Source organism: Grylomicrobium aquisgranense (assembly GCF_033971865.1).
Classification (GTDB): domain Bacteria; phylum Bacillota_I; class Bacilli_A; order Erysipelotrichales; family Erysipelotrichaceae; genus Bulleidia; species Bulleidia massiliensis.
In genome coordinates this window covers 1-20,905 of the sequence record NZ_JALBUR010000031.1, presented here as the reverse complement: position 1 = coordinate 20,905, position 20,905 = coordinate 1, and the positions used below count along the sequence as shown (strand labels likewise).

Below are 20,905 nucleotides of genomic sequence, written 5' to 3'. Positions count from 1 at the left end.
AAAGCGACTGAAATTAACTCCCTTCACCGCATCCAGAAAAGAGAACAGCATATCAGAATGAGGTACACGAATCATTGTGCTAAGTGGCAGGGCCAGCTGAACAGCGTTATAATAAGAGCGCTGATCGTGTCCTGCAAAAACGAGATCAGCATTTTTCATACTCATATTATACATGCACGCATATAATATATCAATGATAAAACATGGATATTTTGCATATTTTTCACATGAATAAATCGGCTTTTGGTTTGCACTGATAGATATACAGCGAAAATATGTGCAAGCGCAAAAAAATGAGCTGTAACAGCTTATTCAACTGTTACAGCCCCTAATGTTTTATCTCGTATAGGATAATACTAACCTTCAAATATCCATCAGCTATTTTTCTGCATTTCAAAAGTAACTATTTCCTTTTGAGAACGAATAAAGCAGATCAGGGAAAGTCCTCTGATCTGCTTTGATTTTTAGAAGCACCGTTTGCACTATGCCTCAAATTTATATTTAAATACAGTTGCTTACTTCACTTCGGCATTGCCATATGGCAGACCTTCGTTGAAGTTTCTGGCATTCTCCATCGTAACAGCCGCAATTGCCTGCAGTGCTTCACGTGTGAAGAAGGCCTGGTGAGATGTCAGAATGAGGTTTGGGAAAGTCGTCAGTCTTGCCACAATGGAATTCTGCATCATATCATCGGAGTGGTCGACATAGACATTGTCATCTTCACCTTCATAGACATCCAAAGCAACGGCATGGAACTTGTTGGCACGAAGGCCTCTGATCAATGCGTCCACATCAATCAGGCCGCCGCGGCTTGTATTGACAAGCATAACGCCATCCTTCATGCGAGAGATTGCTTCATCATCAATCAGATGATACGTGCCGCCCTCACCCATGATCAGCGGTGCATGCAGAGAAATCAGATCTGACTTTTCCAGCAGTTCTTCCTTGGTTACATAATGCAGTAAGCCGGACTCTTCCAGCTTGGCATTCGGATACGCATCCCAGCCAAGCACTGTCATGCCATAGCCCTTGCAGATCTGGGCCATGATCTGACCGATACGGCCAGTTCCCATGATACCGGCAACCTTGTTATGCAGATCAACGCCAAGCAGGCCATTCAGCGTGAAGTTATTATCCTTGACACGGTTGTAAGCTTTGACGACTCTGCGGTTGGCAGCCTGGATGATGGTCATGGCATGCTCCGCAACGGCATATGGAGAATATGCCGGCACACGCAGAACGGTAATGCCCTGTTCCCTGGCAGTCTTGAGATCAACATTGTTGAAACCGGCGCAGCGCAGCAGAATCAGCTTGACGCCATAGCTGCCCAGCTGTTCCACAACATCACGGTCAGCCTCATCATTGACGAAGATGCATACGGCATCATAGCCCTCTGCCAGATGCACACTTTCACGTGTCAGACGGGAATTGAAGTAGTGAATATCAACATTATAGGTACCTTCACCCTTATCACGGGAAAGCTCTGTAAAGAACAGACGGTCATAATCCTTGGTGCCAAAGAAAGCAACCTTGAGAACCGATACCGGCTTGTCCTTCGGGCTCAGCTCGTTCAGAACTGCCTGAATCTTTTCAGAAGCAGGCTTTTCATCCTCGCCCTCAATGCTGAAATGCAGCACGCTGCCTTTTGCCGCATGCAGGGCAAGAATCTGCAGGACATCACGTCCGGAAGCACTTGCCCCATTGCATTCAATTGTCACTGTAGATTTGAAATCTGTGCAGGCCTGGGCAACCATTGCGGCAGGACGGGCATGAATACCAAGCGTGTTTGTTACCTGATAATCAAAACGTTCCATGAAATTATTCTTCCTCCTCTTATTTTCACCATTTTCATGATAGTGAACCCCGTTATGAATTTCCACTAATATGATAATGCGAATTTCTCATCTCTGGCACAAAAGATGCGCTATAATTCTGGCTCAGGAGAATACATATGCTGCGAATCCACCAGGTATACTGCCCGATTGGACAGTCACTTACCAAAACACAAATTGCAAAGAAACTGCACTGTACAGAGGAAGATATCCAATCCTTTCAGATTGAAAAAGAATCACTGGATGCACGCAGAGATGAAATGCATGAAAGCTACACTGTCCTTGCCACAGTACGAAATGAACACCGGTATCTGAAGCAGAAAGATGTCAGTGAAGGAAAGCCGGAAATCTATCAGAACCCTGCTCCTGTTGCGTCTGATATACGGCCGATTGTTGTTGGCTTTGGTCCTGCCGGTATGTTTGCCGGCCTGCTGCTGGCAGAAACAGGTCTAAGGCCGATCATCATTGAACGCGGCAAGCCGGCTGAACAAAGGGCAAAGGATGTGAATGACTTCTTTACCAAAGGCATCCTGAATGTATCTTCCAATGTCCAGTATGGAGAAGGCGGTGCCGGTACATTCTCAGATGGCAAGCTGACAACCCGCATGAAGAATATCCGGGTACAGAAAGTGCTTGCTGAACTGGTGGAAGCCGGCGGAGATCCTGCCATTGCCTGGCAGCACAGACCGCATTTAGGCACAGATGTATTGAGAACAGTGGTCGTCAATATTCGCAGAAAGATCATCGCGCTTGGCGGTGAAGTCCGCTTTGAAACATGCATGCAGAGTCTGAAAGTTGAAAATGGACAGGTCACAGGCATTGAAACAAACCATGGCACATTTCTTTCTCCCTATGTCATCCTGGCTGCCGGCCACAGTGCCGCCGATACCTATCACACACTCTTTGACCAGGGCATTACAATGGTGCCAAAAGACTTCGCAGCCGGAGTCAGAGTCGAGCATCCTCAGCAATTGATTAATCAGAATCAGTATGGCCGATATGCCAATCATCCAGCGCTGTCTCCCGCCTCATATTCTTTGACGTATCACGCAAATAATGGCAGAGGCGTCTATTCCTTCTGCATGTGCCCGGGCGGTGTCGTCATTCCTGCCTCCACCATGGAAAACACACTGGCAGTCAATGGCATGAGCTATTCCAAACGAGATGGTGCCAATGCCAACAGTGCCATTCTTGTCCAGATTCCAAGTAAAGACTTTGACCATGGTTCCCCGATGGATGGCTTCGCCTTCCAGAAGCAACTGGAAGAAACTGCCTTCCATCCCAGCTATCAGGCAGGCGCCTCCAATATCAAAGACTATCTGGAACACAAAGTCTCCTCAGACCTTGTCATTCCTTCCTCCTTCCCGCGCGGTATCATCCTGGAAGATCTGCACCGTCAGTTTCCAAAGCCTGTCAATGATGCGCTGGAAGAGGGCTTTATCCATTTTGATAAAAAAATACCCGGCTTTATCAGCCAGGGTATCATGGTCGGCATGGAATCCAGATCTTCCTCACCCATCCGTATTCTGCGCAATGAGGATGGCACCTCTCTTTCCTGCAAAGGACTCTATCCATGCGGAGAAGGCGCAGGATATGCCGGCGGCATTGTTTCCAGTGCCGTTGACGGCATTCGTCAGGCCGAAAACATCATCACTTCCCTAATGCTTTGAAATCAGCCGTTTCATGCTGCAGCCATCTGCGGTGTGAGACGGTTCTTTTGACGGCAAGAGGACGCGGCTCATCCGCGAACGTCACCACATTGGGCGTGCCATTCTTCCACAGCTCCATCAGATCCTGTGCATCCTCCACAAAATCACGCACCGGCATCAACCCATATAAGCGCGGCGGAATAACCGCCACCGGAATCGTATACTTCTTTGCGTCCTGTCTTACCTTCCACTCACAATGCGGGCAGACCATCGCAATATCCACTTCATTCATCCGTTCCAACAGATGAACAATCGGAATAAAAATAAACTGAACCTGATCCTCCAAGTGCAGATGACTGACTTCTTTTTCCAGATGGGCGGCAAGTGCACTGGAAGAAAAGCCGCCGCCACAGCAAATCGCAATTTTTAACATATAACAATTATGCACCTCGAAAAATGATTTGAAAAGAATGCCAGATAAATTCTGAAGTGAAGCATCTGAATCAAACAGAACCCCATGGATTCCATTCCTGTTTGTCATGGATCCTCATACGCATACCGACAGGATACATATATCATCCCAGTAATCTTCTGCCCGCAGGTACAGCCATCGATGCCATCATCCTTTTTATGCTGTTTGCCGTCCGAGCAGATTTCTTGATCGTGTATTTATATTTGATAAAATACATTTGTATCAAATGTTTATAGGCACATGGCCAGCCGGCCGCTGCTTGTGCAGCAGAAAGGAAAAAGATGAGCACATTTTATGATTATTCTGTAAACGATCGTAATGGCAATGAAGTTTCAATGAAGAAGTTTGAAGGAAAGGTTGTTCTGGTTGTCAATACTGCTACCGGATGCGGCTTTACACCGCAATATAAGGATCTGGAAGAGCTCTATGAGGCAGATCATGACAAAGGACTTGAGATTCTGGATATTCCCTGCAATCAGTTTGCCGGCCAGACACCGGGTACTGATGAAGAAGTGCATGAGTTCTGCACACTGAAATACAACACAAAGTTTGATCAGATGAAGAAGAGCGATGTCAATGGCAAAAATGCGCTGGATCTGTATAAGTTTTTCAAGAGCCAGCAGACATTCCATGGCTTTGGCAAAGGTCCAAAGGCCGTGATGATGAGCGTCATGCTGAAGAAGATCGATCCGGATTATCAGCACAATTCTGAGATCAAGTGGAACTTTACAAAGTTCCTGGTTGACCGCAATGGCAATGTTGTACGCCGCTTTGAGCCAACCGAAAAGATGAAGGATGTCAGGCAGGCAGTGGAAGAACTGCTGTAAGCTGACAGCACGAAAAATACAGCAAGGTGAATGTGATGCATGAGATTGAAAAGGAAAAATGGGAAGATCTGAATCCAGATGAATTGCTGCGGCTAGACAGGCAGCTTTGCTTTCCCCTTTACGCTGCTGCCAGGAAAGTGGTAAGTGCTTATACACCATATCTGAAGCCACTGGATCTGACCTATACCCAGTACATCACATTCATGGTGCTGTGGGAAAAAGACGGGCTGACCATTGGTGAGATTGGTGAAAGACTTCATCTGGACAATGGCACTTTGACGCCATTGTTAAAGAAAATGGAGAAACAGGGCTATATCACCCGGAAACGCGATCAAGAAGATGAACGTAAAGTAACCGTTCATCTGACAAAAGAAGGCAGAGACATGAAACAAAAGCTGGTGCATGTACCGCTGCAGGTTGGAAAATGCACTCCGATTTCCACCAAAGAAGCCAACGAGCTGTACCGCATTCTCTACAAGATTCTGAATGCCGGGGTGCCAGTTGATTGTGATCATACAAAGTAAAAGAAGAAGGTAATGAAATGAACACAGCGGTCAGATATTATTCCAGATCAGGAAATACAAAGATTGTGGCAGAGGCAATTGCCGATGCCCTGCAGGTCAAGGCAATTTCTGTTGACAGCAGTGATGCACAGCTAAAGGACAAAACAGATGTACTGTTTATCGGCGGTGCCTTGTATGCCTACGGGCTTGATAAGCACTTAAAAACATTTATCCGCAATCTGGATCCAGCCAAAGTTGGCAAAGCAGTGATCTTCTCCACGTCCTGGATCTCCCGGCACAGCATTGATCTGATCCGCAGAGAGCTGCAGAAAAAAGGCATTCCGGCAGAGCAGGGAACCTTCTATGTCAAAAATAAAGCCAATGACGCACAGTTGAAAGAGGCTGCAGATTTTGCTCTGAAAATGGCAAAGTAATCTATACAGACATTTTCCGAAGACATCCGCTTCATCAGGAACGGATGTCTTTTTCATATAAAAAAAGAAGACAATCACAAGGATCATCTTCCTGATATGCCGCTTGGCAGAATTGAACTGCCCGTTCATCCTTACCATGGATGCGTATTACCACTATACTAAAGCGGCATTACTCTGCTATTCTACCCAAACCTGCATGTAAAATCAACATGCAAACACCAATCCACGCCAAGAAACTCGTGTGGCCCAGTACAGCGGAATTCCATGCGCCTGCTCACCTGTCTTATTTCTTTCTGGCTCTGACAATGATCGCTTCCGGTATCTCACTGTTTTTCCAGGCTGTTTCTGCAAGGCCATCGATCACAAATCCTGTATCGAAGCAGACATTGAAAATATCCTGCAGAGAACGATGGAAATACAGCTGCTTAAAAGGCTGCCCCGTAATGGCCTCACCTTCATAGCTGTGTGCGGTTATATATTTATCATCTCTTGTTGCAAAGCATGGATGCTGGGTGGCAAAGACGAAAATACCATGATCTGCCAGAAGATCATGTACTGCCGAAAGCAGAGGTCTGATATCCGCAATATCCATGATGGCCATGCAGCATATGTTCTCCTTGCTGCATTTTCTGCTTATATGATCTGTCTTCTCTTCAGCTCAGCGTAAACAAGATGCAGCGGCAGTCCCATGACGGCATAGTAGTCTCCTTCGATGCCTTCGATATATCTGCCGCCATAGCCCTGAATGGCATAGGCACCCGCCTTGTCACTGCATTCCCCGGTTGCGATGTATGCGTGAATCTCATCATCATTCATGGGCAGAAAATGTACGGCAGTTGAGACGGCGGTCCGGTAACATTCCTCTTGAGATACAATGCACAATCCAGTCAGCACATGATGCGTGCGGCCCTGCAGACTTTTCAGCATGGCAAATGCAGCTTCATTAGTGTGTGGTTTGCCCAGCGGTTTGTTGTCAATCACAACCATCGTATCACTGCCGATGACCACTGAATCCGGATGCCTTTTCAGCACGGTTTCTCCCTTTTTCACAGACAGCCGCTCAATCTCATCTGCCAGTGGTTTACTGCAGTCAATGGTTTCATCCACATCGGCCGGATCGCAGATAAACGAAGCACCGCACAATGACAGGATTTCTTTGCGCCGCGGTGAGCGGCTGGCAAGCACAAGTTCTTTCATATTCTTCCTCTGTCTGTCATTATACATGGTTTATGGAAATTCATGACCAGGGCAATTGCACCCATGTTACAATAAAGGTGCAATTCAGGAGGATTTGAAATCATATGAAGAAACCTACACTTGTCATTCTGGCGGCAGGAATGGGAAGCCGTTACGGGGGTATGAAGCAGATTGACGGCGTTGGCAGTCATGGTGAGCCAATCATTGAATTCTCAATTTATGATGCAAAGGAAGCGGGCTTTGGCAAAGTCGTGCTGATCATCAAGAGAGAGCATGAAGCTGCTTTCCGCAAGGCACTGACGGACAAGATTGCCCCGCATATGGATGTTGAATTTGCCTATCAGGATATGAACAACATTCCTTCCGACGTACAGGTGCCGGAAGGACGTGTCAAGCCATGGGGCACAACCCATGCATTGCTGGCATGCAAGGGCATTGTCAATGAGCCGTTTGCAATCATCAATGCAGATGACTTCTATGGCAAGGATGCCTACAAAGTCATGTACAGATATCTGTGTGATGAAGTTGCAGACAATCACTATGCCATGGTCGGCTATCCGTGTGTGAACACACTGACAGATAATGGTACAGTCACAAGAGGTGTCTGCCGCACGGATGAAAACGGCAATCTGAGCCACATTGTTGAGGTGAAGGAAATTGCCCGCAAAGACGGTCATGCCGTATACAAGGATGGCGATCAGTGGAAGCAACTGCCGGATGATACGCTTGTCTCCATGAATTTCTGGGGCTTTACACCAGCTGTGTTTGATGACTGTGAGAGGATCTTTGATACCTTCATTCATGAAGCAGTCAAGAAAGATCCGATGAAGTGCGAGCATGTGATTCCGACTGCCATCGGTCAGCTGATTGATGAAGGCAAGGTCACTGTCAAGATGCTGTCATCTTCTGACAAGTGGTTTGGTGTCACCTACCAGCAGGATAAGCCTGGTGTTGTTGCCAAGATCCAGGCCATGAAAGATGCCGGCATTTATCCGGATGTACTCTGGGAATAAGAATGATGAAAGACCAGGGAAACCTGGTTTTCTTTTTGGCCAAAAGAAAAAGCAGCCACAGCTGCTTACAGATTATCCTGCAGGAAATGATAGACATTGCGCCAGGCAATATCCGCAATCTCTTCCTCACTGAATCCTTCTGCTTTTAACCCATCAATGAAATTCTGGGCCTGTTCAGGATCATAGAGATCATGGCCTTCTGCCTTGTTGTAATAACCGCCTAAATCAAAGCCGACTGCCACATGGGAGACACCGACAAGATCAGCCATGAATCTGGCATGCTTTGCCAGCGTGCGGGCACTGCGGTCTGCCTGTTTCTGGGCAATGAATTCTTCACATGCATTTAAGCCAATCAGGCCGCCCTTGTCACACAATGCCACAATCTGCTGATCTGTCAGATTGCGCGGTACATAGCACAGTGCCTTGGCATTGGAGTGAGTCGCAATAACAGGCCGTGTACTGGCATCCAGGATATCCCAGAATGTCTTTTCATTGGCATGGGAGACATCTACGACCATATGTCTCTCATTCATGCGGGCAATGGCTCTTCTGCCAAGATCCGTCAGTCCTCTGCCGGCATGCCCGCTGTTGCCGGTTGCCAGATCATTTTCATCATTCCATTCCAGAGAACCAATCCGGTTGCCCTGCTCATACAGCCAGTCAATCTTCTCTTCGGGATGATCATGAATACCGCACATGCCTTCCACTGTCATCAGATAACTGACATGATCAGAATCCGGATCCAGATCATCCATGCTGAGCATCGGCTTGTGGCCAGAAGCGATGATATCATTTCTCACCATTGTCACTGTATCCATCATATCCTGCCAGGATTCCCTGCCGGCAAAGAAGGATGCCGCAGCACTGTACATGATTTCACCTTTTTCAAGGCGCTTGTCCCAGTGGTTTTTCAGCACGGCTGTCTCATTGGGATACTGACGGATGGCAATCGCTAAGTCCGCATGCAGATCAAAGATTCTCATGACACTTTCCTCCTGTTCAACTCATAAATGATACGGATGCCCTTATAGGCAATATCCGGATCATAGGCATCAATCTCATCTGTCTCACTGGCAATCACACGGCCAAGACCGCCGGTTGCCACAACATAGCAGTCCGGATCATGCAGTTCTTCCTTCATCCGTTTCAGAATGTATTCCACAGCACCAATATAGCCATAGACGACACCTGCCTGCATGCCTGTGATCGTATTGGAGCCAAGCACAGAAGCAGGCTTCTTGATCTCAATTTCCGGCAGCTTTGCCGTCTGGGATGTCAATGCGTTTGCAGAAATGCCAAGGCCCGGGGCAATAACTGTATAGCGGAATTCACCGGCAGAAGAAACATAGTCAAAGGTTGTCGCTGTGCCAAAATCAACTACGATGCAGGATCTTTGAAACGTATGATACGCATAGGCACAGTCTACGATCCGGTCCGCCCCAACTGCCTTGGGATTGTCTGCTTTCAGCACAATGCCGCAATCCATCTGCGGTGTAATCACAATCGGTGTTTTGCCAATGTATTTCTTCATACACGAAGTCAGCGTATACATCAGTTTCGGTACAACAGATGAAATCACAACTGCCTCAATATCTTCTGTACCAATGCCTGCCCGTTCCAGCAGATCATAGACAATCACGCCAAGTTCATCACTTGTTCTTTCTGTTCTGGTAATCAGACGGAAGGAAGCACGGATCTTTTCATCCTCCATGATGCCCATGGAGATGTTTGTATTGCCAACATCAACAGCCAGTAACATGTCTTTCTCCCTTCAGGCAGTATTTCAGGATTTCCTCAGCCGTATCATCCTTGCTTAACAAGCCAAGCTGTTCCTGATGATCTTTGGAAAGGATCGTCACTTTGTTGGTATCCACGCCAAAGCCGGCACCCTTGTCACGCAGTGAATTGGCGGCAATAAAGTCAGCGTTCTTCTCTACCAGTTTCTTCTGTGCATTGGCATACAGATTCTCGGTCTCCATGGCAAAGCCGATCAGCACCTGACCCTCATGTTTACGCCTGCCAAGTTCCTTGAGAATATCCGTTGTCCGGCAAAGATCAATCTGTAAACCGCCCTCTTCTTTCTTGATCTTCTCATCTGCAGTTTTTACAGGCGTATAGTCTGCCACAGCCGCTGCCATGATGATCGCGTCCATGCCATCACTGGCAGACAGCACGGCATCAGCCATATCCTTTGCCGAAACAACCGGGACCATATGAACACCATAGGGAGCAGGAAGATCTGTCTTGCCTGAGACAAGTGTCACGGCTGCACCGGCATTGCGGGCTGCCCTTGCCAGGGCATAGCCCATTCTGCCGGTGGAATGATTAGTAATGCAGCGAACCGGATCAATGGCTTCCTGGGTGCCTCCGGCGGTAATCAATACCTGCTTTCCTGCCAGAAACTTATCCGGGTACAGCAGTGCGGAAAGTGCATCCGCAATCTCTGCAGGCTCAGGCATCCTGCCCTTGCCCACATCACCGCACGCAAGATAGCCGGCATCACTTTCCATGATATGAATGCCATACTTTTTCAGTCTGCGCAGATTATCCTGGGTGGCAGGATTTGCCAGCATGTGCGTATTCATTGCCGGTACTACAAGTTTGGGGCAGTATGCCGCCAGAAAGGTTGTTGTTAGCATATCATCCGCAATACCATTGGCTGCTTTGGCAATGAAATCTGCGGTTGCCGGTGCCACCACAAAGGCATCTGCCTTTTTAGCCAGTGAAACATGATGTACATCCGGCTCATAATCCACCGAAAACATATCCGTGATGACCCGGTTGGCTGACAATGTCTGAAAGGTCAGCGGCGTAACAAATTCCTGGGCGCTTTTTGTCATCAGAACATGAACATCATGGCCTGCCTTCTTTAACATGGACACCAGTGCACAGGCTTTATATGCAGCAATACCGCCGGTAACACCGACGATGACACACTTTTTCTCCATAATATTTCTCCCGTTGGTACCTCACAATTATATGTTCGCATGGTACGATTTACAAACGAGGCGGCATGTACCGCCAGGGAAAGGAAACAGTATGAACAAACAGAACTGGCTTGTTGTTTCAGATATTCACGGTGCCCTCTCAGGGGCAGAAGCGATGGCAGAGGCATATGCGTATCACCAGGCATCAATGATTCTCTGCCTTGGCGATATTCTCTATCACGGCCCGCGCAATGACCTGCCATCAGACTATGCGCCAAAGAAGGTCATCCCGATCATGAATCGTTTCAAAGAAAAGATCATTGCGGTCCGCGGCAATTGTGAAGCAGAAGTTGACCAAATGGTGCTGGATTTTCCGTGCATGAGCGACTATTGTGCCATGCCATTCAATGGCCATAAGCTCTTTATGAGCCATGGCCACATCTATGGACCGGATCATCTGCCAGTATTAGAAGAAGGTGATCTCTTTCTCTCTGGCCATACACATATTCCTGCCGCAGGCCAGAAAGACGGCATCTGGCTGTTAAACCCGGGATCTATATCCCTACCCAAACAGAACCACCCCCGCAGCTATGGCATTCTGAATGAAGATGGCTTTACGGTATACACACTGAACCATCAGCCGTATATGCAGGCAGAGTTCTGAAATACACAAAACGAAAAGATGGCAGGTTCCTGCACAGCACAGGTTCTGCCATCTTTTTTACGTTATCTCTGCTTATTGTCATCCAGACGCGGATTGAGATGCTTGTCATCACCAATATGATCCGCAGTCATCTTCATCATACTGCGGGCAATGTTGCAGCAGTGGTCGCCCATTCTTTCCAAGTTTGACAGAATGTCACAGTATACCGAAGAAGCCACTGGTGCTGTGCAGATTTTCTTTGCCATACGTTCAAAGTGAGATTCTCTGGCATTGTATTCCAGCAGGTCCATCTCATCTTCCAGTTTCAACAGCTCATTATACGAAGCCTGACTGTGATTCTTAGCGATCTCCAGCAGCTTGGCGAACATCTCATCAAACTGGTTGTACATGCGGTTGATTTCATAGACCGCACTTGGCGACAAGCCCTTCTGGTCTTCATGAATCATCTGGAAGAATTCCTTCAGGTTCATGGCAATATCACCTATACGCTCCAGGTTCTTGACATTGTCCAAATCGGTGCGCTGCTCCAATGTATCCGAAGGAGACAGATCGCCTGCCATACTGATTTCCAGAAGATACGCTGTAATCTTCTTGTCATAGTCATTGACCACGGATTCGCCCTGATCAATCATCTGCAGTTCCTCTTCGCCGCCCTTGCCATTGAGATAATCACGTGTATTGTGCACATTCTCCACAACGGCATCAGACATGGAATGAATTGCTTCCTCGGCAGCAGTTAACGCAGCTGCCGGCAGCCGTCTGGCAAGAGAAGGATCCAGATGATCCACATCCACCTGCAGGCGTTTCGGTTCTTCGCCCGGAATGATCTTGCGTACCAGAGCACACATCTGTTTCAGCAGCGGGAAGAAGATCAAAGTAGCCAGCGCATTGAACATGATATGGGCAAGAGCTACCTGCATCATCTTGTTCATGCCAAGGGATGCGGAAACATCAAGAATGACAGCACTCAGCGGTTTGAGCAGGATCATGCCCATGACAGAGCCAACGATATTAAACAATGTATGCAGACCGGCTGTCCGCTTGGCCGCGGTACTGCCGCCGGCACTTGCCAGGATGCCAGTCACCGTGGTGCCGATGTTAGCACCAAAGACAAACGGCAGCACAGCCTGAAAGCTCAGGGCACCTGCCTGATACATCTTCTGCACAACACCGATCGTAGCTGCCGATGCCTGCACGGCACCAGTCATGATTGTACCGGCAAGCAGTGACAGCAGCGGATTCTCGCTCAGCTTCAATGCAACATTCGTGAAGGCAGGAATGTCCTTGATGACACTGAGTGCTTCACCCATGGAATCCAGGCCATAGAAGACCATGCCAAACCCCATCAGAATATTGCCAAGACACTTGACTTTACGCCGTGAAGAGAAACATGAAAGCATGGCACCTGCAAAGATGACATACAGGATATATTTGCCAATATCCAAAGAGATCAGGAAGGAGGTGATGGTTGTGCCGATGTTGGCTCCCATGATGATGCCTGCTGCCTGTTCCAGTGTCATCAATCCGGCTCTGACCATGCCAATGGTAATGGCAGTGGATGCAGAGGATGACTGCATGACAACCGTAATCACAATACCAATCAGAAAAGCGCTGAACGGATTCGAAGTATAGCGGTCAATATATTCCCGCAGTTTATCGCCGGCAAACTCCTTGAGCGCATCGCCCATGAAGTTAATGCCAAACATGAACAGGCCGAAGCCGCCCAGAATGACATCCCAGCGCATATCAGACAAACCCATGGATAACCTCCATCCCTTGTACTGTATTAAGCATAGCAAAACATGGATGTCGTATGCATTATTTTTCTGATTTTTTTCACGCTTTTTACTTATTTCTTGCTGGCTTGCACAAGTTTGCGTGCATCATACAGACTGATATCTGCCTCATCCGCAATCCTGGCCAGATCTTCATATTCTAGCTTTGCACGTTTCGTACCATAACCGGCCGCCGTTTTCTCATGTACCATCCCATATGGGGTCTGCCATTCATTCATGGTGCGCTTCATGACATAACGCTTGGAAGCATAAGAACGGATTCCCAGTGTAGAAAGATGTTTGAACATCAGTGCAATCATCCTTTGTTCATCACGTTTCAGGCACATGCATGTAAACAATGTCCCGGGCCGGTTTTTCTTCATATAGATCGGTGTGGTGTACACATCCAGTGCACCTGCCGCCATCAGCTTGTTTGCAGCAAAGCCGATTTCTTCACCCGTCATATCATCCATGGATGCCGCCAGCTCCACAACATCCCCGTCATCATTTATCTCACCAAGATATGCCCGCAGCACATCCGGTTCCTGATAGGTACGTGACCCAACCCCAACACCCTGTTTGTCCAGGATCATGCGGGGCGGGTTGTCATAGCTGTCTGTAAAGTGCTTCAGCAGTGCAGCCCCAGTCGGCGTTAACAGTTCGCCATCAACATCTCCCTTTTCAAACGGCATGCCTTCCAGCAGTGCAGCCACTGCCGGTGCCGGCACTGGCAGAATGCCATGCGCACAGTGCACCGTCCCGCTGCCTGTACGCAAAGATCCCGTGTACACACGGTCCGGCGCAATCATCTCCATCAGTACACAGCATCCGGCAATATCCGCAATGGCATCCTTCATTCCCACTTCATGCAGGTGAATCTCAGATACCGGCATGCGGTGAGCCTTGCTTTCAGCCTCAGCCAGCAGCTGATAGACTGCCTTTGTCTTTTGGCGGACATGTTCTGACAGCTGCAGGGAATCAATCGTATCCATGATTTCAGCCATAGTGTGATGTTCATGATGGTGATGATGTGACTGCGGCTCTTCTTCGGTGTGACCGTCTATCAGCACTTCTATATGGCTGCCGGATACACCGCCATTTTCTTTCACGGACGCCTGGAAATGAATGCCTTCTAAACCGCAGTGATTCATGATTTCCAGGTATTTGCGCTGATCGACAAGTTCACTTAACGCACTATTGAGCAGATCGCCGGATGCGCCCATATGACAGTCCAGATACAGTATCTTCATAATCTCTTACATAAAAGGCGGCTTTATGCCGCCAGTTCCTTTCGTTAATGTTCCAGATCCTGGGCCGCTCTTTCCAGCCAGGAAGTGATGTGAATGTGCTGCGGGCAGGCATCTTCACACTGCAGACAGTGAATGCAGTCACTTGCTTTGCCATGTTCTCCTGCCACCGCACGCTCATAGCTCTTTTCTGCCGTATCCTTCTGTCCATAGATCAGGTTCAGATTCATGGCACTGAAGATATCCGGAATCTGAATGTGCTGCGGACATCCACCCGTGCAATAGTGGCAGCCTGTGCACGGAATCTGCTCAATCGAAGACAGAATCTGCTGCACCTTGGCAACAGCAGCCTGTTCCTCCTCATTCAGCGGCTTGAAATCCTTCATGTAGGACAGATTGTCTTCCATCTGGCCAAGCGTGCTCATGCCGGAAAGAACTACCATGACCTGGTCCAGGCTGGCCGCATAGCGCACTGCCCAGCTGGCCACGGACATATCCGGATCCACTGATGTAAAGACATCTTTGACAGCCTGAGGAGGATTGGCCAGCGTGCCGCCCTTGATCGGCTCCATGACCACCACCGGCTTATTGTGCTTCACGCATACTTCGTAGTTTTCACGTGAACATACACTGGGGTTGTTCCAGTCACCATAGTTGATCTGCAGCTGGACAAACTCTACCTCAGGATGCTTGTTCAAAACATCCTCCAGCACATCCGGCATATCATGGAAGGAGAAACCGATATGACGGATCAATCCCTTTTCCTTCGCCTCTTTGACAAAGTCCCAGATACCATACTTCTCATAATTATCGATGTTGCCCTTGCTTAAAGCATGCAGAAGGTAGAAGTCAAAATAGCCGGCACCGGTTCTTTCCAGCGACGTGGCCAGCTCTGCCTTTGCCTCTTCTGCATTCTTAGCAGCCCAGCTGCCCGCATTCAGCTTGGAAGTCAGATAGAAGCTGTCACGCGGATGTCTTTCCACCAGGAACTTCCGGGCTGCTTCCTCAGAACCTTCGTAGACATACGCCGTATCGAAATACTTCATGCCAGCTGCCAGAAAGGCATCGGTCATCTGCTCACACTGGGCAATGTCAATGGTCTTGCCATCCGCAAGACGCGGCAGACGCATCAGGCCAAAGCCAAGACGGGGCATATTCAATCCAAAGAAATCCTTCATTTCCATATCCTCCTGCCACTATTTTAATACAGGCATCAATTCTTCAGAAAGCTTTTGAAGAACGTGCATTCATCATCGTTGCATCTGGCAGCATCTGCTGTTTTCACATTGCAGTGGAATACATGCGGCAGCGGTTCGTTTTTGCCTTTGTAAAAATGGAATGCAAACGGCACATTCTCCTCCAGCAGCGTATTGGCCAGCTCACCAGCCTGCTTCTTCAGGAAGTCACCATCTGCCGTCATCAGAAATACCGGCGGATAGGCAGCCGTGATCCAATGATGCACATTCATGCGTTCCAGCAGTTCATGGCTGCATTCCGGCAGAAATATCTTCATGATCTGCATATCCAGACTGTTTGGATCATTTTCATCCATTCCGTAGGCACCGCAGTTTAAAGCAATGGCTGTGAAATGAAAGTCCTTTGGTGCAAACGGATAGAAGCGTGCATAGTCAGGATTGCTCAGAATGCAGGCAAACAGCCCCAGGCCATTGCCGCCGGCCGAATCACCAACGCCAAAGACATGATCCAGATCAAAGCCGAATTCTTCACTGTGTGCCTGCATCCATTTGATCACCAGAGCACAGTCTTCCAATGGTGCCGGGTATTTGAATTCCGGGGCAAGACGGTATGTGTAGTTGATTACGGCAAAGCCGCGCTGGGCAAGAGACATGCAGTACCACTGGTAGACTTCCTTGGTGCCATATACCCAGCCGCCGCCATGATAGCTGATGATCACCGGCAGCTTACCGGCATGATTCTTCGGCCGGTACACATCCAGAATCTGCCACTTGGGATCGCTGCCATAAAGAATATTGTCATGACGTTCTACATCCGCCGGCGTTGTATTGCCGGCATCCCGGATGGCATCTCCCTTTCCGAACTGTTCACGAATTGTTTCTGCGATATCACTCATCATCATTGCCTCCTTTTGATATCAGACAGCCCTGTACGAGCTGTTCCTGCTTCATTTCATGGCGGATCGCATTGAGCACATGACGCTTGTCCAGTGCCCATACAGGTCCTATCAGCATCTCATGCACCGGGTCGCCTGTCAGCCGGTGAATCACGATCGAAGGATCCAGATGCCCCAGACACTGACAGACAAGATGCACATAGTCCGCTTCACCAAGATGCCATAAGCCCGGCACATCATCCTCATACATCATGCCAAGGGCAGTGTTCCTGAGATACTGCAGCAGCTGCAGTTTGACGCCATCCACGTGCATTTCATTCATGTGTGCGATGGTCTGCAGAACCATGTCTTCATTTTCATGGAGCAGGCCAAGGATCAGATGCACAATCACCGGAATATGCAATGCATGCATGTTTTTGACCGCCTCATCAAATACAGGTAAGGAATAGCCCCGGTGGATGAAGGCAGCCGTATCATCATGCATCGTCTGCAGGCCAAGTTCGATCCAGATAAACTTATCGGGATACTTGTGCTTCAGATGCCCAAGAAGTGCGCACACATCATCACCAAGGCAGTCCGGCCGTGTCCCAATCGAAATCCCGGCAAACAGCGGATCTGAAAGTGCACCTTCAAACAGTTTCTGCAGTTTGTCAACAGGCCCATACGTACTAGTATAGGCCTGAAAATAGCCAATGTAATTTCCGGCACCGGCATTTTGATGATTATAGGAAAGATCGTCCTCTTTAAGTAAACTGCCATCATAGTGAATGGCAAAATCACCGGAACCGCCTTCATCGCAGAAGATACAGCCGCCGGTGTTCAGTGTGCCATCCCGGTTAGGACAGGAAAAGCCGCCGTCCAGCGGTACTCTGAAGAGCTTATGTCCAAACGTTTCCTGGCAGTATGTGCCAAGGTCATGCCAGCGTTCCATCAATGTGCAGGATGGTCCATGGCATAGACCAGTTCTTCTTCTCTGTCCTGCAGTTCTTTCTGCAGGCGGCTGACTTCCTGAATTGCATGGTTAACCTGACCGCGGGCATCGGAAATCTTACCCTGAACAAAAAGGTCGGTGAAGCCATTGTCAAAGAAGTAGTCCGCAAATGCCGTAAAATCATCCAGATGCAGATGCAGATTCATGTTCCGCACATCATCCAGTTCCCGGTTGAACATTTCCAGGGCACGCTGCGCTGCTTCCATCTGCTCTCTTGCCTCACTCATTTTGCGCTGTTTCAGGAACGTGATGAACATGCCGCCGCCAAGGATATCCAGAATACCCATGGTAGAAGCACTGCTAAGAATTTCCTTTGCCCGGTACAGATGATCCAGGGCATTGTTGGCAGCACTCAGTGCTTCTTCTACTTCCTTCAGTTCATATTCTTCATTCATCAAAGGTGTCCTCCGCCATTACATTGTTTTGTTCACCATATGCCATTAAATACCTGGTGCGATGAAATACCTGCACCGGATGAAAGCCGCAGCTTTCAAACAGGGAATATGTCTGCAGATCGCCGGTAAACACATATACGCGCACATTGCCGCCGGTATCCTTGACACACTGGTTGATCACAGCCGTGCCGATTCCCTTGTTCTGCCACTGCGGAAAGACGAGCAGATCCCGGATCTCATAGACACCATTAACCGGTGTAATAAACAGATAACCGGCTTTGTGGCCATCAGCCAGGATGACACTGAAGGCATCAATGTTTTCGGCAATGGACAGATGCGTCCATCCCAGTGCCTTCTCCCGGTTGATCCGGCTGAAATCCTCATAGCGGCGGATCACATCATCAGAAAGCCGGCAGATCTCGTCAACATCTTCCTTCTGTGCCTGTCTGTAAGAAATTACCATCTCTGCCGTACCTCCTCTCACTTCTATTTCAGGCCTCTGAACGAATCAGACGGTCATTCTGTTCCTGCATCAGCTGGCCATGCCAGATATAGCGGCGGGTTACCCGGCCGGAAATCAGACAGATCACTTCATAAGGAATGGTATGCAGGTCTGCAGCCATTTCTTCCAGAGAAATATGCGGGCCGAAGATCTCAACCTTAGTGCCCATCGGGACTTCATGATCCAGCCGGATCATCACCTGATCCATGCATACTCTGCCGACAATCGTACCATACTGGCCATCCACATAGACCTTTCTGCCCTGGTTGGCACGGATCAGTCCATCCGCATAGCCGATCGGTGCTGTACCGATGATCTCATCACCTGTTGTTGTATAGGTTGCCCCATAGCCAATGGTCTCTCCGGCTGGTACATGCTTGCACATATAGACAGCAGAATACAGAGAGATCGGATGGGCAAAGTCATTCCGGTATGGCGATATGCCATACAGCGTGATGCCGACCCGGCAGGCATTGCTCAAAGGATCTTGATGGAACAGCGTCGCATCTGAATTGTCGCAATGAATCCATTCAAATGGATAATGCATTGCTTTGACCGCTTCATCAAATGCCGCAAACTGGCGGTCTGTAATGACATGATCCGGAATATCCGAACAGTAAAAGTGTGTAAAGATGCCTTCCACAATCACACCGGCATCCAGCATCTTCTGCAGCGCCGCTCTCATTTCATCAAGGTCCTTGAAACCGATCCGGTTCATACCGGTATCCACTGCCAGATGCACTTTTAATCCACGGGCATCATGTTTCAAAACCTCATCCACCCAGGCAGAAGAATACGCTGCTGTTGCCGCATCTGCCTTCTTCAGATCTTCCACATCATCCGGATCCGACATGCCAAGAATCAGCAGCTTGCCAGTATAGCCCTCATTGCGCAGAATCATTGCCTCATCCAGTGAAGATACGGCAACCATCTGTGCACCGGCTTCCTCACATGCCCGGCATACCTGAATATCACCACAGCCATAGGCATCAGCCTTCAGAACAGCAATGACCTTCTTATGACAGATATCCCCTATTTTTCTGACATTTTCTGCAATCTGATCCAGATTGATCTCCATCCATGTTCTCCGATACATACAGCCTCCTAAAATATTCTCGATGTCCGATATGCGGTCACAACAGTCAACACACGAAATACAAGCCCCAGAATCGCCCATAACGAGCCAAAACGCAGCATGACCAGCATTCTCCAGGCTGATACACTGCCAAGAGCTGCCCATACCTGATTGCCAAATACTGACACAAAGTCACCTGTCACAATACAGATGATGGCAAGGACTGCCCCAAGCACAGAATACTTCATGGTCACGCCATGGCCAAGTTTCTGTAACATTTCACCAATCAGATAGCCAAGAAAGATATATACATACTCAATCTCAATGTGGATGACACTCTGCACGGCCCCATACACAATGCCAAGGCCGATACTTGCCGCAAGGCCCAGGAAAATGCAGAGGATAAACCGGCTGTTTCGGTCAAGATTTCCGCCGTTGTAAATAATCATAAACACCTCATATTCCTGTTCATTATATTACGGACCACTCTGATTTACTAATCCGGAAATGCGGAGCCCTGGCAGGAACGCAAAAAAGTCCTGACAGGCATCAAAACGATTTCTCTGATGTGTATGCCGCCCAAAACAAAAAATCCGCCTGAGCGGATCTATCTAAGCGAGTGATGAGAATCGAACTCACGTATGCAGCTTGGAAGGCTGCCGTTCTACCATTGAACTACACTCGCATACAATCAGAGGTGTCTCGGAAGGGAATCGAACCCTCGACCCACTGATTAAAAGTCAGTTGCTCTACCACCTGAGCTACCGAGACAGCAGTGGAATAAAACAAGGCTGGGGCAGCGAGGTTCGAACTCACGAATGAGGGAGTCAAAGTCCCTTGCCTTACCGCTTGGCTATGCCCCAATCTGCCCTATATATCTATATATCACACATAACAGTGTGTCAGAATCAAAACGTGGAGACGGGTGGTTTCGAACCACCGAACCCAGAGGGAGCAGATTTACAGTCTGCCGCGTTTAGCCACTTCGCTACGTCTCCAGAGTGCCGACAATAGGAATCGAACCTACAACCTACTGATTACAAATCAGTTGCTCTGCCAATTGAGCTATGTCGGCAAACAATGGTGGAGGTTAACGGGCTCGAACCGCTGACCCTCTGCTTGTAAGGCAGATGCTCTCCCAGCTGAGCTAAACCTCCATTACCTTTTATCAAGGTGCTGGATTAATATACCACAGCTGTATTCCTGCGTCAACACACTTTTTTCCAGCATGCCCCCTCTCAGGGCAGAACAATCTTCTGTGATTCTGAAAAGAACGTCACATACCCCTGCAGCGATTCCGCCTTCTTCTT

21 protein-coding genes, 7 tRNA genes and 1 pseudogene are annotated in these 20,905 nt (G+C 48.5%); 6 read left to right on the top strand and 23 right to left on the bottom strand.

Features of this window, described 5'->3' with window-relative positions; genetic code table 11:
• Nucleotides 1–515: 515 nt before the first annotated feature.
• Entirely contained in the window at nt 516–1,814 is a 1,299-nt protein-coding gene (locus MOZ60_RS09580; protein ID WP_108774300.1) for a fused HPr family phosphocarrier protein/2-hydroxyacid dehydrogenase, read from the bottom strand.
• A gap of 137 nt (nt 1,815–1,951) precedes the next feature.
• Here MOZ60_RS09580 and MOZ60_RS09575 point away from each other — a divergent pair, with 137 nt between their 5' ends.
• The gene (locus tag MOZ60_RS09575; protein WP_370596492.1) at nt 1,952–3,502 is read left to right on the top strand and encodes an NAD(P)/FAD-dependent oxidoreductase; all 1,551 of its coding nucleotides are present in this window, start codon (nt 1,952–1,954) and stop codon (nt 3,500–3,502) included.
• On the opposite strand, the gene MOZ60_RS09570 is transcribed toward MOZ60_RS09575, so the two are convergent.
• Nucleotides 3,483–3,914, bottom strand: coding sequence for a PTS sugar transporter subunit IIB (locus MOZ60_RS09570; protein WP_370596491.1), 432 nt, complete (start codon nt 3,912–3,914; stop codon nt 3,483–3,485). The two genes, MOZ60_RS09575 and MOZ60_RS09570, sit on opposite strands and share 20 nt — an antisense overlap.
• 320 nt (nt 3,915–4,234) lie before the next feature.
• Between MOZ60_RS09570 and MOZ60_RS09565 the strand changes: the two genes are divergently transcribed.
• From MOZ60_RS09565 to MOZ60_RS09555, 3 genes are read left to right on the top strand one after another with little or no spacing between them, the layout of a single operon-like run.
• On the top strand, nt 4,235–4,780 hold the full coding sequence (locus MOZ60_RS09565) for a glutathione peroxidase (protein WP_370596490.1): 546 nt from the start codon (nt 4,235–4,237) through the stop codon (nt 4,778–4,780).
• Nucleotides 4,781–4,815: 35 nt separating this feature from the next.
• Nucleotides 4,816–5,304, top strand: a complete 489-nt coding sequence (locus MOZ60_RS09560; RefSeq protein ID WP_370596489.1) for a MarR family winged helix-turn-helix transcriptional regulator — start codon at nt 4,816–4,818, stop codon at nt 5,302–5,304.
• 17 nt (nt 5,305–5,321) lie between these two features.
• A complete protein-coding gene (locus tag MOZ60_RS09555; protein WP_370596488.1) occupies nt 5,322–5,717 on the top strand; it encodes a flavodoxin family protein in 396 nt (131 codons plus the stop codon).
• A gap of 97 nt (nt 5,718–5,814) precedes the next feature.
• Here MOZ60_RS09555 and MOZ60_RS09550 read toward each other — a convergent pair.
• The 3 genes and pseudogenes from MOZ60_RS09550 to MOZ60_RS09540 all read right to left on the bottom strand — a co-directional run bounded on the left by MOZ60_RS09550 (nt 5,815) and on the right by MOZ60_RS09540 (nt 6,914).
• Nucleotides 5,815–5,885 (bottom strand) — tRNA-Thr (locus MOZ60_RS09550).
• Nucleotides 5,886–6,000: 115 nt separating this feature from the next.
• Nucleotides 6,001–6,318: pseudogene (locus tag MOZ60_RS09545) on the bottom strand (class I SAM-dependent methyltransferase); the annotation flags it as partial.
• A gap of 32 nt (nt 6,319–6,350) precedes the next feature.
• Complete coding sequence (locus MOZ60_RS09540; RefSeq protein WP_370596487.1) at nt 6,351–6,914, bottom strand: Maf family protein; 564 nt, start codon at nt 6,912–6,914, stop codon at nt 6,351–6,353.
• A 104-nt stretch (nt 6,915–7,018) separates the two neighbouring features.
• Between MOZ60_RS09540 and MOZ60_RS09535 the strand changes: the two genes are divergently transcribed.
• Entirely contained in the window at nt 7,019–7,927 is a 909-nt protein-coding gene (locus tag MOZ60_RS09535) for a nucleotidyltransferase family protein (RefSeq protein WP_370596486.1), read from the top strand.
• A 65-nt stretch (nt 7,928–7,992) separates the two neighbouring features.
• On the opposite strand, the gene MOZ60_RS09530 is transcribed toward MOZ60_RS09535, so the two are convergent.
• Genes MOZ60_RS09530 through coaBC form a run of 3 tightly spaced genes read right to left on the bottom strand, consistent with a single transcriptional unit; the run spans nt 7,993 to nt 10,875 of the window.
• Nucleotides 7,993–8,910, bottom strand: a complete 918-nt coding sequence (locus MOZ60_RS09530) for a dipeptidase (protein ID WP_370596485.1) — start codon at nt 8,908–8,910, stop codon at nt 7,993–7,995.
• Complete coding sequence (locus MOZ60_RS09525) at nt 8,907–9,686, bottom strand: type III pantothenate kinase (protein WP_108774309.1); 780 nt, start codon at nt 9,684–9,686, stop codon at nt 8,907–8,909. The genes MOZ60_RS09530 and MOZ60_RS09525 overlap by 4 nt, the downstream gene beginning before the upstream one ends.
• Nucleotides 9,670–10,875: a bifunctional phosphopantothenoylcysteine decarboxylase/phosphopantothenate--cysteine ligase CoaBC gene (gene coaBC / locus MOZ60_RS09520; RefSeq protein ID WP_370596484.1), complete on the bottom strand. Its 1,206-nt coding sequence runs from the start codon at nt 10,873–10,875 to the stop codon at nt 9,670–9,672. The genes MOZ60_RS09525 and coaBC overlap by 17 nt, the downstream gene beginning before the upstream one ends.
• A gap of 91 nt (nt 10,876–10,966) precedes the next feature.
• Here coaBC and yfcE point away from each other — a divergent pair, with 91 nt between their 5' ends.
• A complete protein-coding gene (gene yfcE, locus MOZ60_RS09515; RefSeq protein WP_277634468.1) occupies nt 10,967–11,518 on the top strand; it encodes a phosphodiesterase in 552 nt (183 codons plus the stop codon).
• Between the two features lie 62 nt (nt 11,519–11,580).
• Here yfcE and MOZ60_RS09510 read toward each other — a convergent pair whose 3' ends face one another.
• The 15 genes from MOZ60_RS09510 to MOZ60_RS09440 all read right to left on the bottom strand — a co-directional run bounded on the left by MOZ60_RS09510 (nt 11,581) and on the right by MOZ60_RS09440 (nt 20,752).
• Nucleotides 11,581–13,278, bottom strand: coding sequence for a Na/Pi cotransporter family protein (locus MOZ60_RS09510; protein ID WP_370596483.1), 1,698 nt, complete (start codon nt 13,276–13,278; stop codon nt 11,581–11,583).
• Between the two features lie 89 nt (nt 13,279–13,367).
• The gene (gene larC / locus MOZ60_RS09505; RefSeq protein WP_370596482.1) at nt 13,368–14,543 is read right to left on the bottom strand and encodes a nickel pincer cofactor biosynthesis protein LarC; all 1,176 of its coding nucleotides are present in this window, start codon (nt 14,541–14,543) and stop codon (nt 13,368–13,370) included.
• Between the two features lie 44 nt (nt 14,544–14,587).
• Nucleotides 14,588–15,724, bottom strand: coding sequence for an aldo/keto reductase (locus MOZ60_RS09500; RefSeq protein ID WP_245309335.1), 1,137 nt, complete (start codon nt 15,722–15,724; stop codon nt 14,588–14,590).
• A gap of 29 nt (nt 15,725–15,753) precedes the next feature.
• Complete coding sequence (locus tag MOZ60_RS09495) at nt 15,754–16,632, bottom strand: alpha/beta hydrolase fold domain-containing protein (protein ID WP_370596481.1); 879 nt, start codon at nt 16,630–16,632, stop codon at nt 15,754–15,756.
• Nucleotides 16,625–17,563, bottom strand: coding sequence for a tRNA modification radical SAM protein MnmL/YtqA (gene mnmL, locus MOZ60_RS09490; RefSeq protein WP_370596480.1), 939 nt, complete (start codon nt 17,561–17,563; stop codon nt 16,625–16,627). Before mnmL ends, MOZ60_RS09495 begins: the two co-directional genes overlap by 8 nt.
• A complete protein-coding gene (locus MOZ60_RS09485; protein WP_370596479.1) occupies nt 17,563–18,018 on the bottom strand; it encodes a hypothetical protein in 456 nt (151 codons plus the stop codon). Before MOZ60_RS09485 ends, mnmL begins: the two co-directional genes overlap by 1 nt.
• On the bottom strand, nt 18,011–18,481 hold the full coding sequence (locus MOZ60_RS09480; RefSeq protein WP_108774320.1) for a GNAT family N-acetyltransferase: 471 nt from the start codon (nt 18,479–18,481) through the stop codon (nt 18,011–18,013). The genes MOZ60_RS09485 and MOZ60_RS09480 overlap by 8 nt, the downstream gene beginning before the upstream one ends.
• 28 nt (nt 18,482–18,509) lie before the next feature.
• The gene (gene alr / locus MOZ60_RS09475) at nt 18,510–19,616 is read right to left on the bottom strand and encodes an alanine racemase (protein WP_370596478.1); all 1,107 of its coding nucleotides are present in this window, start codon (nt 19,614–19,616) and stop codon (nt 18,510–18,512) included.
• Nucleotides 19,617–19,624: 8 nt separating this feature from the next.
• Nucleotides 19,625–20,044 carry a hypothetical protein gene (locus MOZ60_RS09470; protein WP_370596477.1) on the bottom strand — a complete coding sequence of 140 codons (420 nt, stop codon included), beginning with the start codon at nt 20,042–20,044 and terminating at the stop codon, nt 19,625–19,627.
• Between the two features lie 165 nt (nt 20,045–20,209).
• A tRNA-Gly gene (locus tag MOZ60_RS09465) sits at nt 20,210–20,280 on the bottom strand.
• Nucleotides 20,281–20,293: 13 nt separating this feature from the next.
• Nucleotides 20,294–20,366: transfer RNA gene (locus MOZ60_RS09460), tRNA-Lys, on the bottom strand.
• A gap of 20 nt (nt 20,367–20,386) precedes the next feature.
• A tRNA-Gln gene (locus MOZ60_RS09455) sits at nt 20,387–20,458 on the bottom strand.
• Nucleotides 20,459–20,511: 53 nt separating this feature from the next.
• Nucleotides 20,512–20,593 (bottom strand) — tRNA-Tyr (locus MOZ60_RS09450).
• A gap of 4 nt (nt 20,594–20,597) precedes the next feature.
• Nucleotides 20,598–20,670, bottom strand: a tRNA-Thr gene (locus MOZ60_RS09445).
• Nucleotides 20,671–20,676: 6 nt separating this feature from the next.
• Nucleotides 20,677–20,752: transfer RNA gene (locus MOZ60_RS09440), tRNA-Val, on the bottom strand.
• Nucleotides 20,753–20,905: the final 153 nt, after the last annotated feature.

Bases quoted from the DNA above. Each gene is read 5' to 3' on its own strand.
- MOZ60_RS09575 (WP_370596492.1), top strand. From the start codon at position 1,952: ATGCTGCGAATCCACCAGGTATACTGCCCGATTGGACAGTCACTTACC.
- MOZ60_RS09470 (WP_370596477.1), bottom strand. From the start codon at position 20,044: ATGATTATTTACAACGGCGGAAATCTTGACCGAAACAGCCGGTTTATC.
- MOZ60_RS09560 (WP_370596489.1), top strand. From the start codon at position 4,816: ATGCATGAGATTGAAAAGGAAAAATGGGAAGATCTGAATCCAGATGAA.
- MOZ60_RS09510 (WP_370596483.1), bottom strand. From the start codon at position 13,278: ATGGGTTTGTCTGATATGCGCTGGGATGTCATTCTGGGCGGCTTCGGC.
- MOZ60_RS09480 (WP_108774320.1), bottom strand. From the start codon at position 18,481: ATGGTAATTTCTTACAGACAGGCACAGAAGGAAGATGTTGACGAGATC.
- MOZ60_RS09535 (WP_370596486.1), top strand. From the start codon at position 7,019: ATGAAGAAACCTACACTTGTCATTCTGGCGGCAGGAATGGGAAGCCGT.
- yfcE (WP_277634468.1), top strand. From the start codon at position 10,967: ATGAACAAACAGAACTGGCTTGTTGTTTCAGATATTCACGGTGCCCTC.
- MOZ60_RS09580 (WP_108774300.1), bottom strand. From the start codon at position 1,814: ATGGAACGTTTTGATTATCAGGTAACAAACACGCTTGGTATTCATGCC.
- larC (WP_370596482.1), bottom strand. From the start codon at position 14,543: ATGAAGATACTGTATCTGGACTGTCATATGGGCGCATCCGGCGATCTG.
- MOZ60_RS09485 (WP_370596479.1), bottom strand. From the start codon at position 18,018: ATGAATGAAGAATATGAACTGAAGGAAGTAGAAGAAGCACTGAGTGCT.
- MOZ60_RS09495 (WP_370596481.1), bottom strand. From the start codon at position 16,632: ATGAGTGATATCGCAGAAACAATTCGTGAACAGTTCGGAAAGGGAGAT.
- MOZ60_RS09500 (WP_245309335.1), bottom strand. From the start codon at position 15,724: ATGGAAATGAAGGATTTCTTTGGATTGAATATGCCCCGTCTTGGCTTT.
- alr (WP_370596478.1), bottom strand. From the start codon at position 19,616: ATGTATCGGAGAACATGGATGGAGATCAATCTGGATCAGATTGCAGAA.
- MOZ60_RS09525 (WP_108774309.1), bottom strand. From the start codon at position 9,686: ATGTTACTGGCTGTTGATGTTGGCAATACAAACATCTCCATGGGCATC.
- coaBC (WP_370596484.1), bottom strand. From the start codon at position 10,875: ATGGAGAAAAAGTGTGTCATCGTCGGTGTTACCGGCGGTATTGCTGCA.
- MOZ60_RS09530 (WP_370596485.1), bottom strand. From the start codon at position 8,910: ATGAGAATCTTTGATCTGCATGCGGACTTAGCGATTGCCATCCGTCAG.
- MOZ60_RS09555 (WP_370596488.1), top strand. From the start codon at position 5,322: ATGAACACAGCGGTCAGATATTATTCCAGATCAGGAAATACAAAGATT.
- mnmL (WP_370596480.1), bottom strand. From the start codon at position 17,563: ATGGAACGCTGGCATGACCTTGGCACATACTGCCAGGAAACGTTTGGA.
- MOZ60_RS09570 (WP_370596491.1), bottom strand. From the start codon at position 3,914: ATGTTAAAAATTGCGATTTGCTGTGGCGGCGGCTTTTCTTCCAGTGCA.
- MOZ60_RS09540 (WP_370596487.1), bottom strand. From the start codon at position 6,914: ATGAAAGAACTTGTGCTTGCCAGCCGCTCACCGCGGCGCAAAGAAATC.
- MOZ60_RS09565 (WP_370596490.1), top strand. From the start codon at position 4,235: ATGAGCACATTTTATGATTATTCTGTAAACGATCGTAATGGCAATGAA.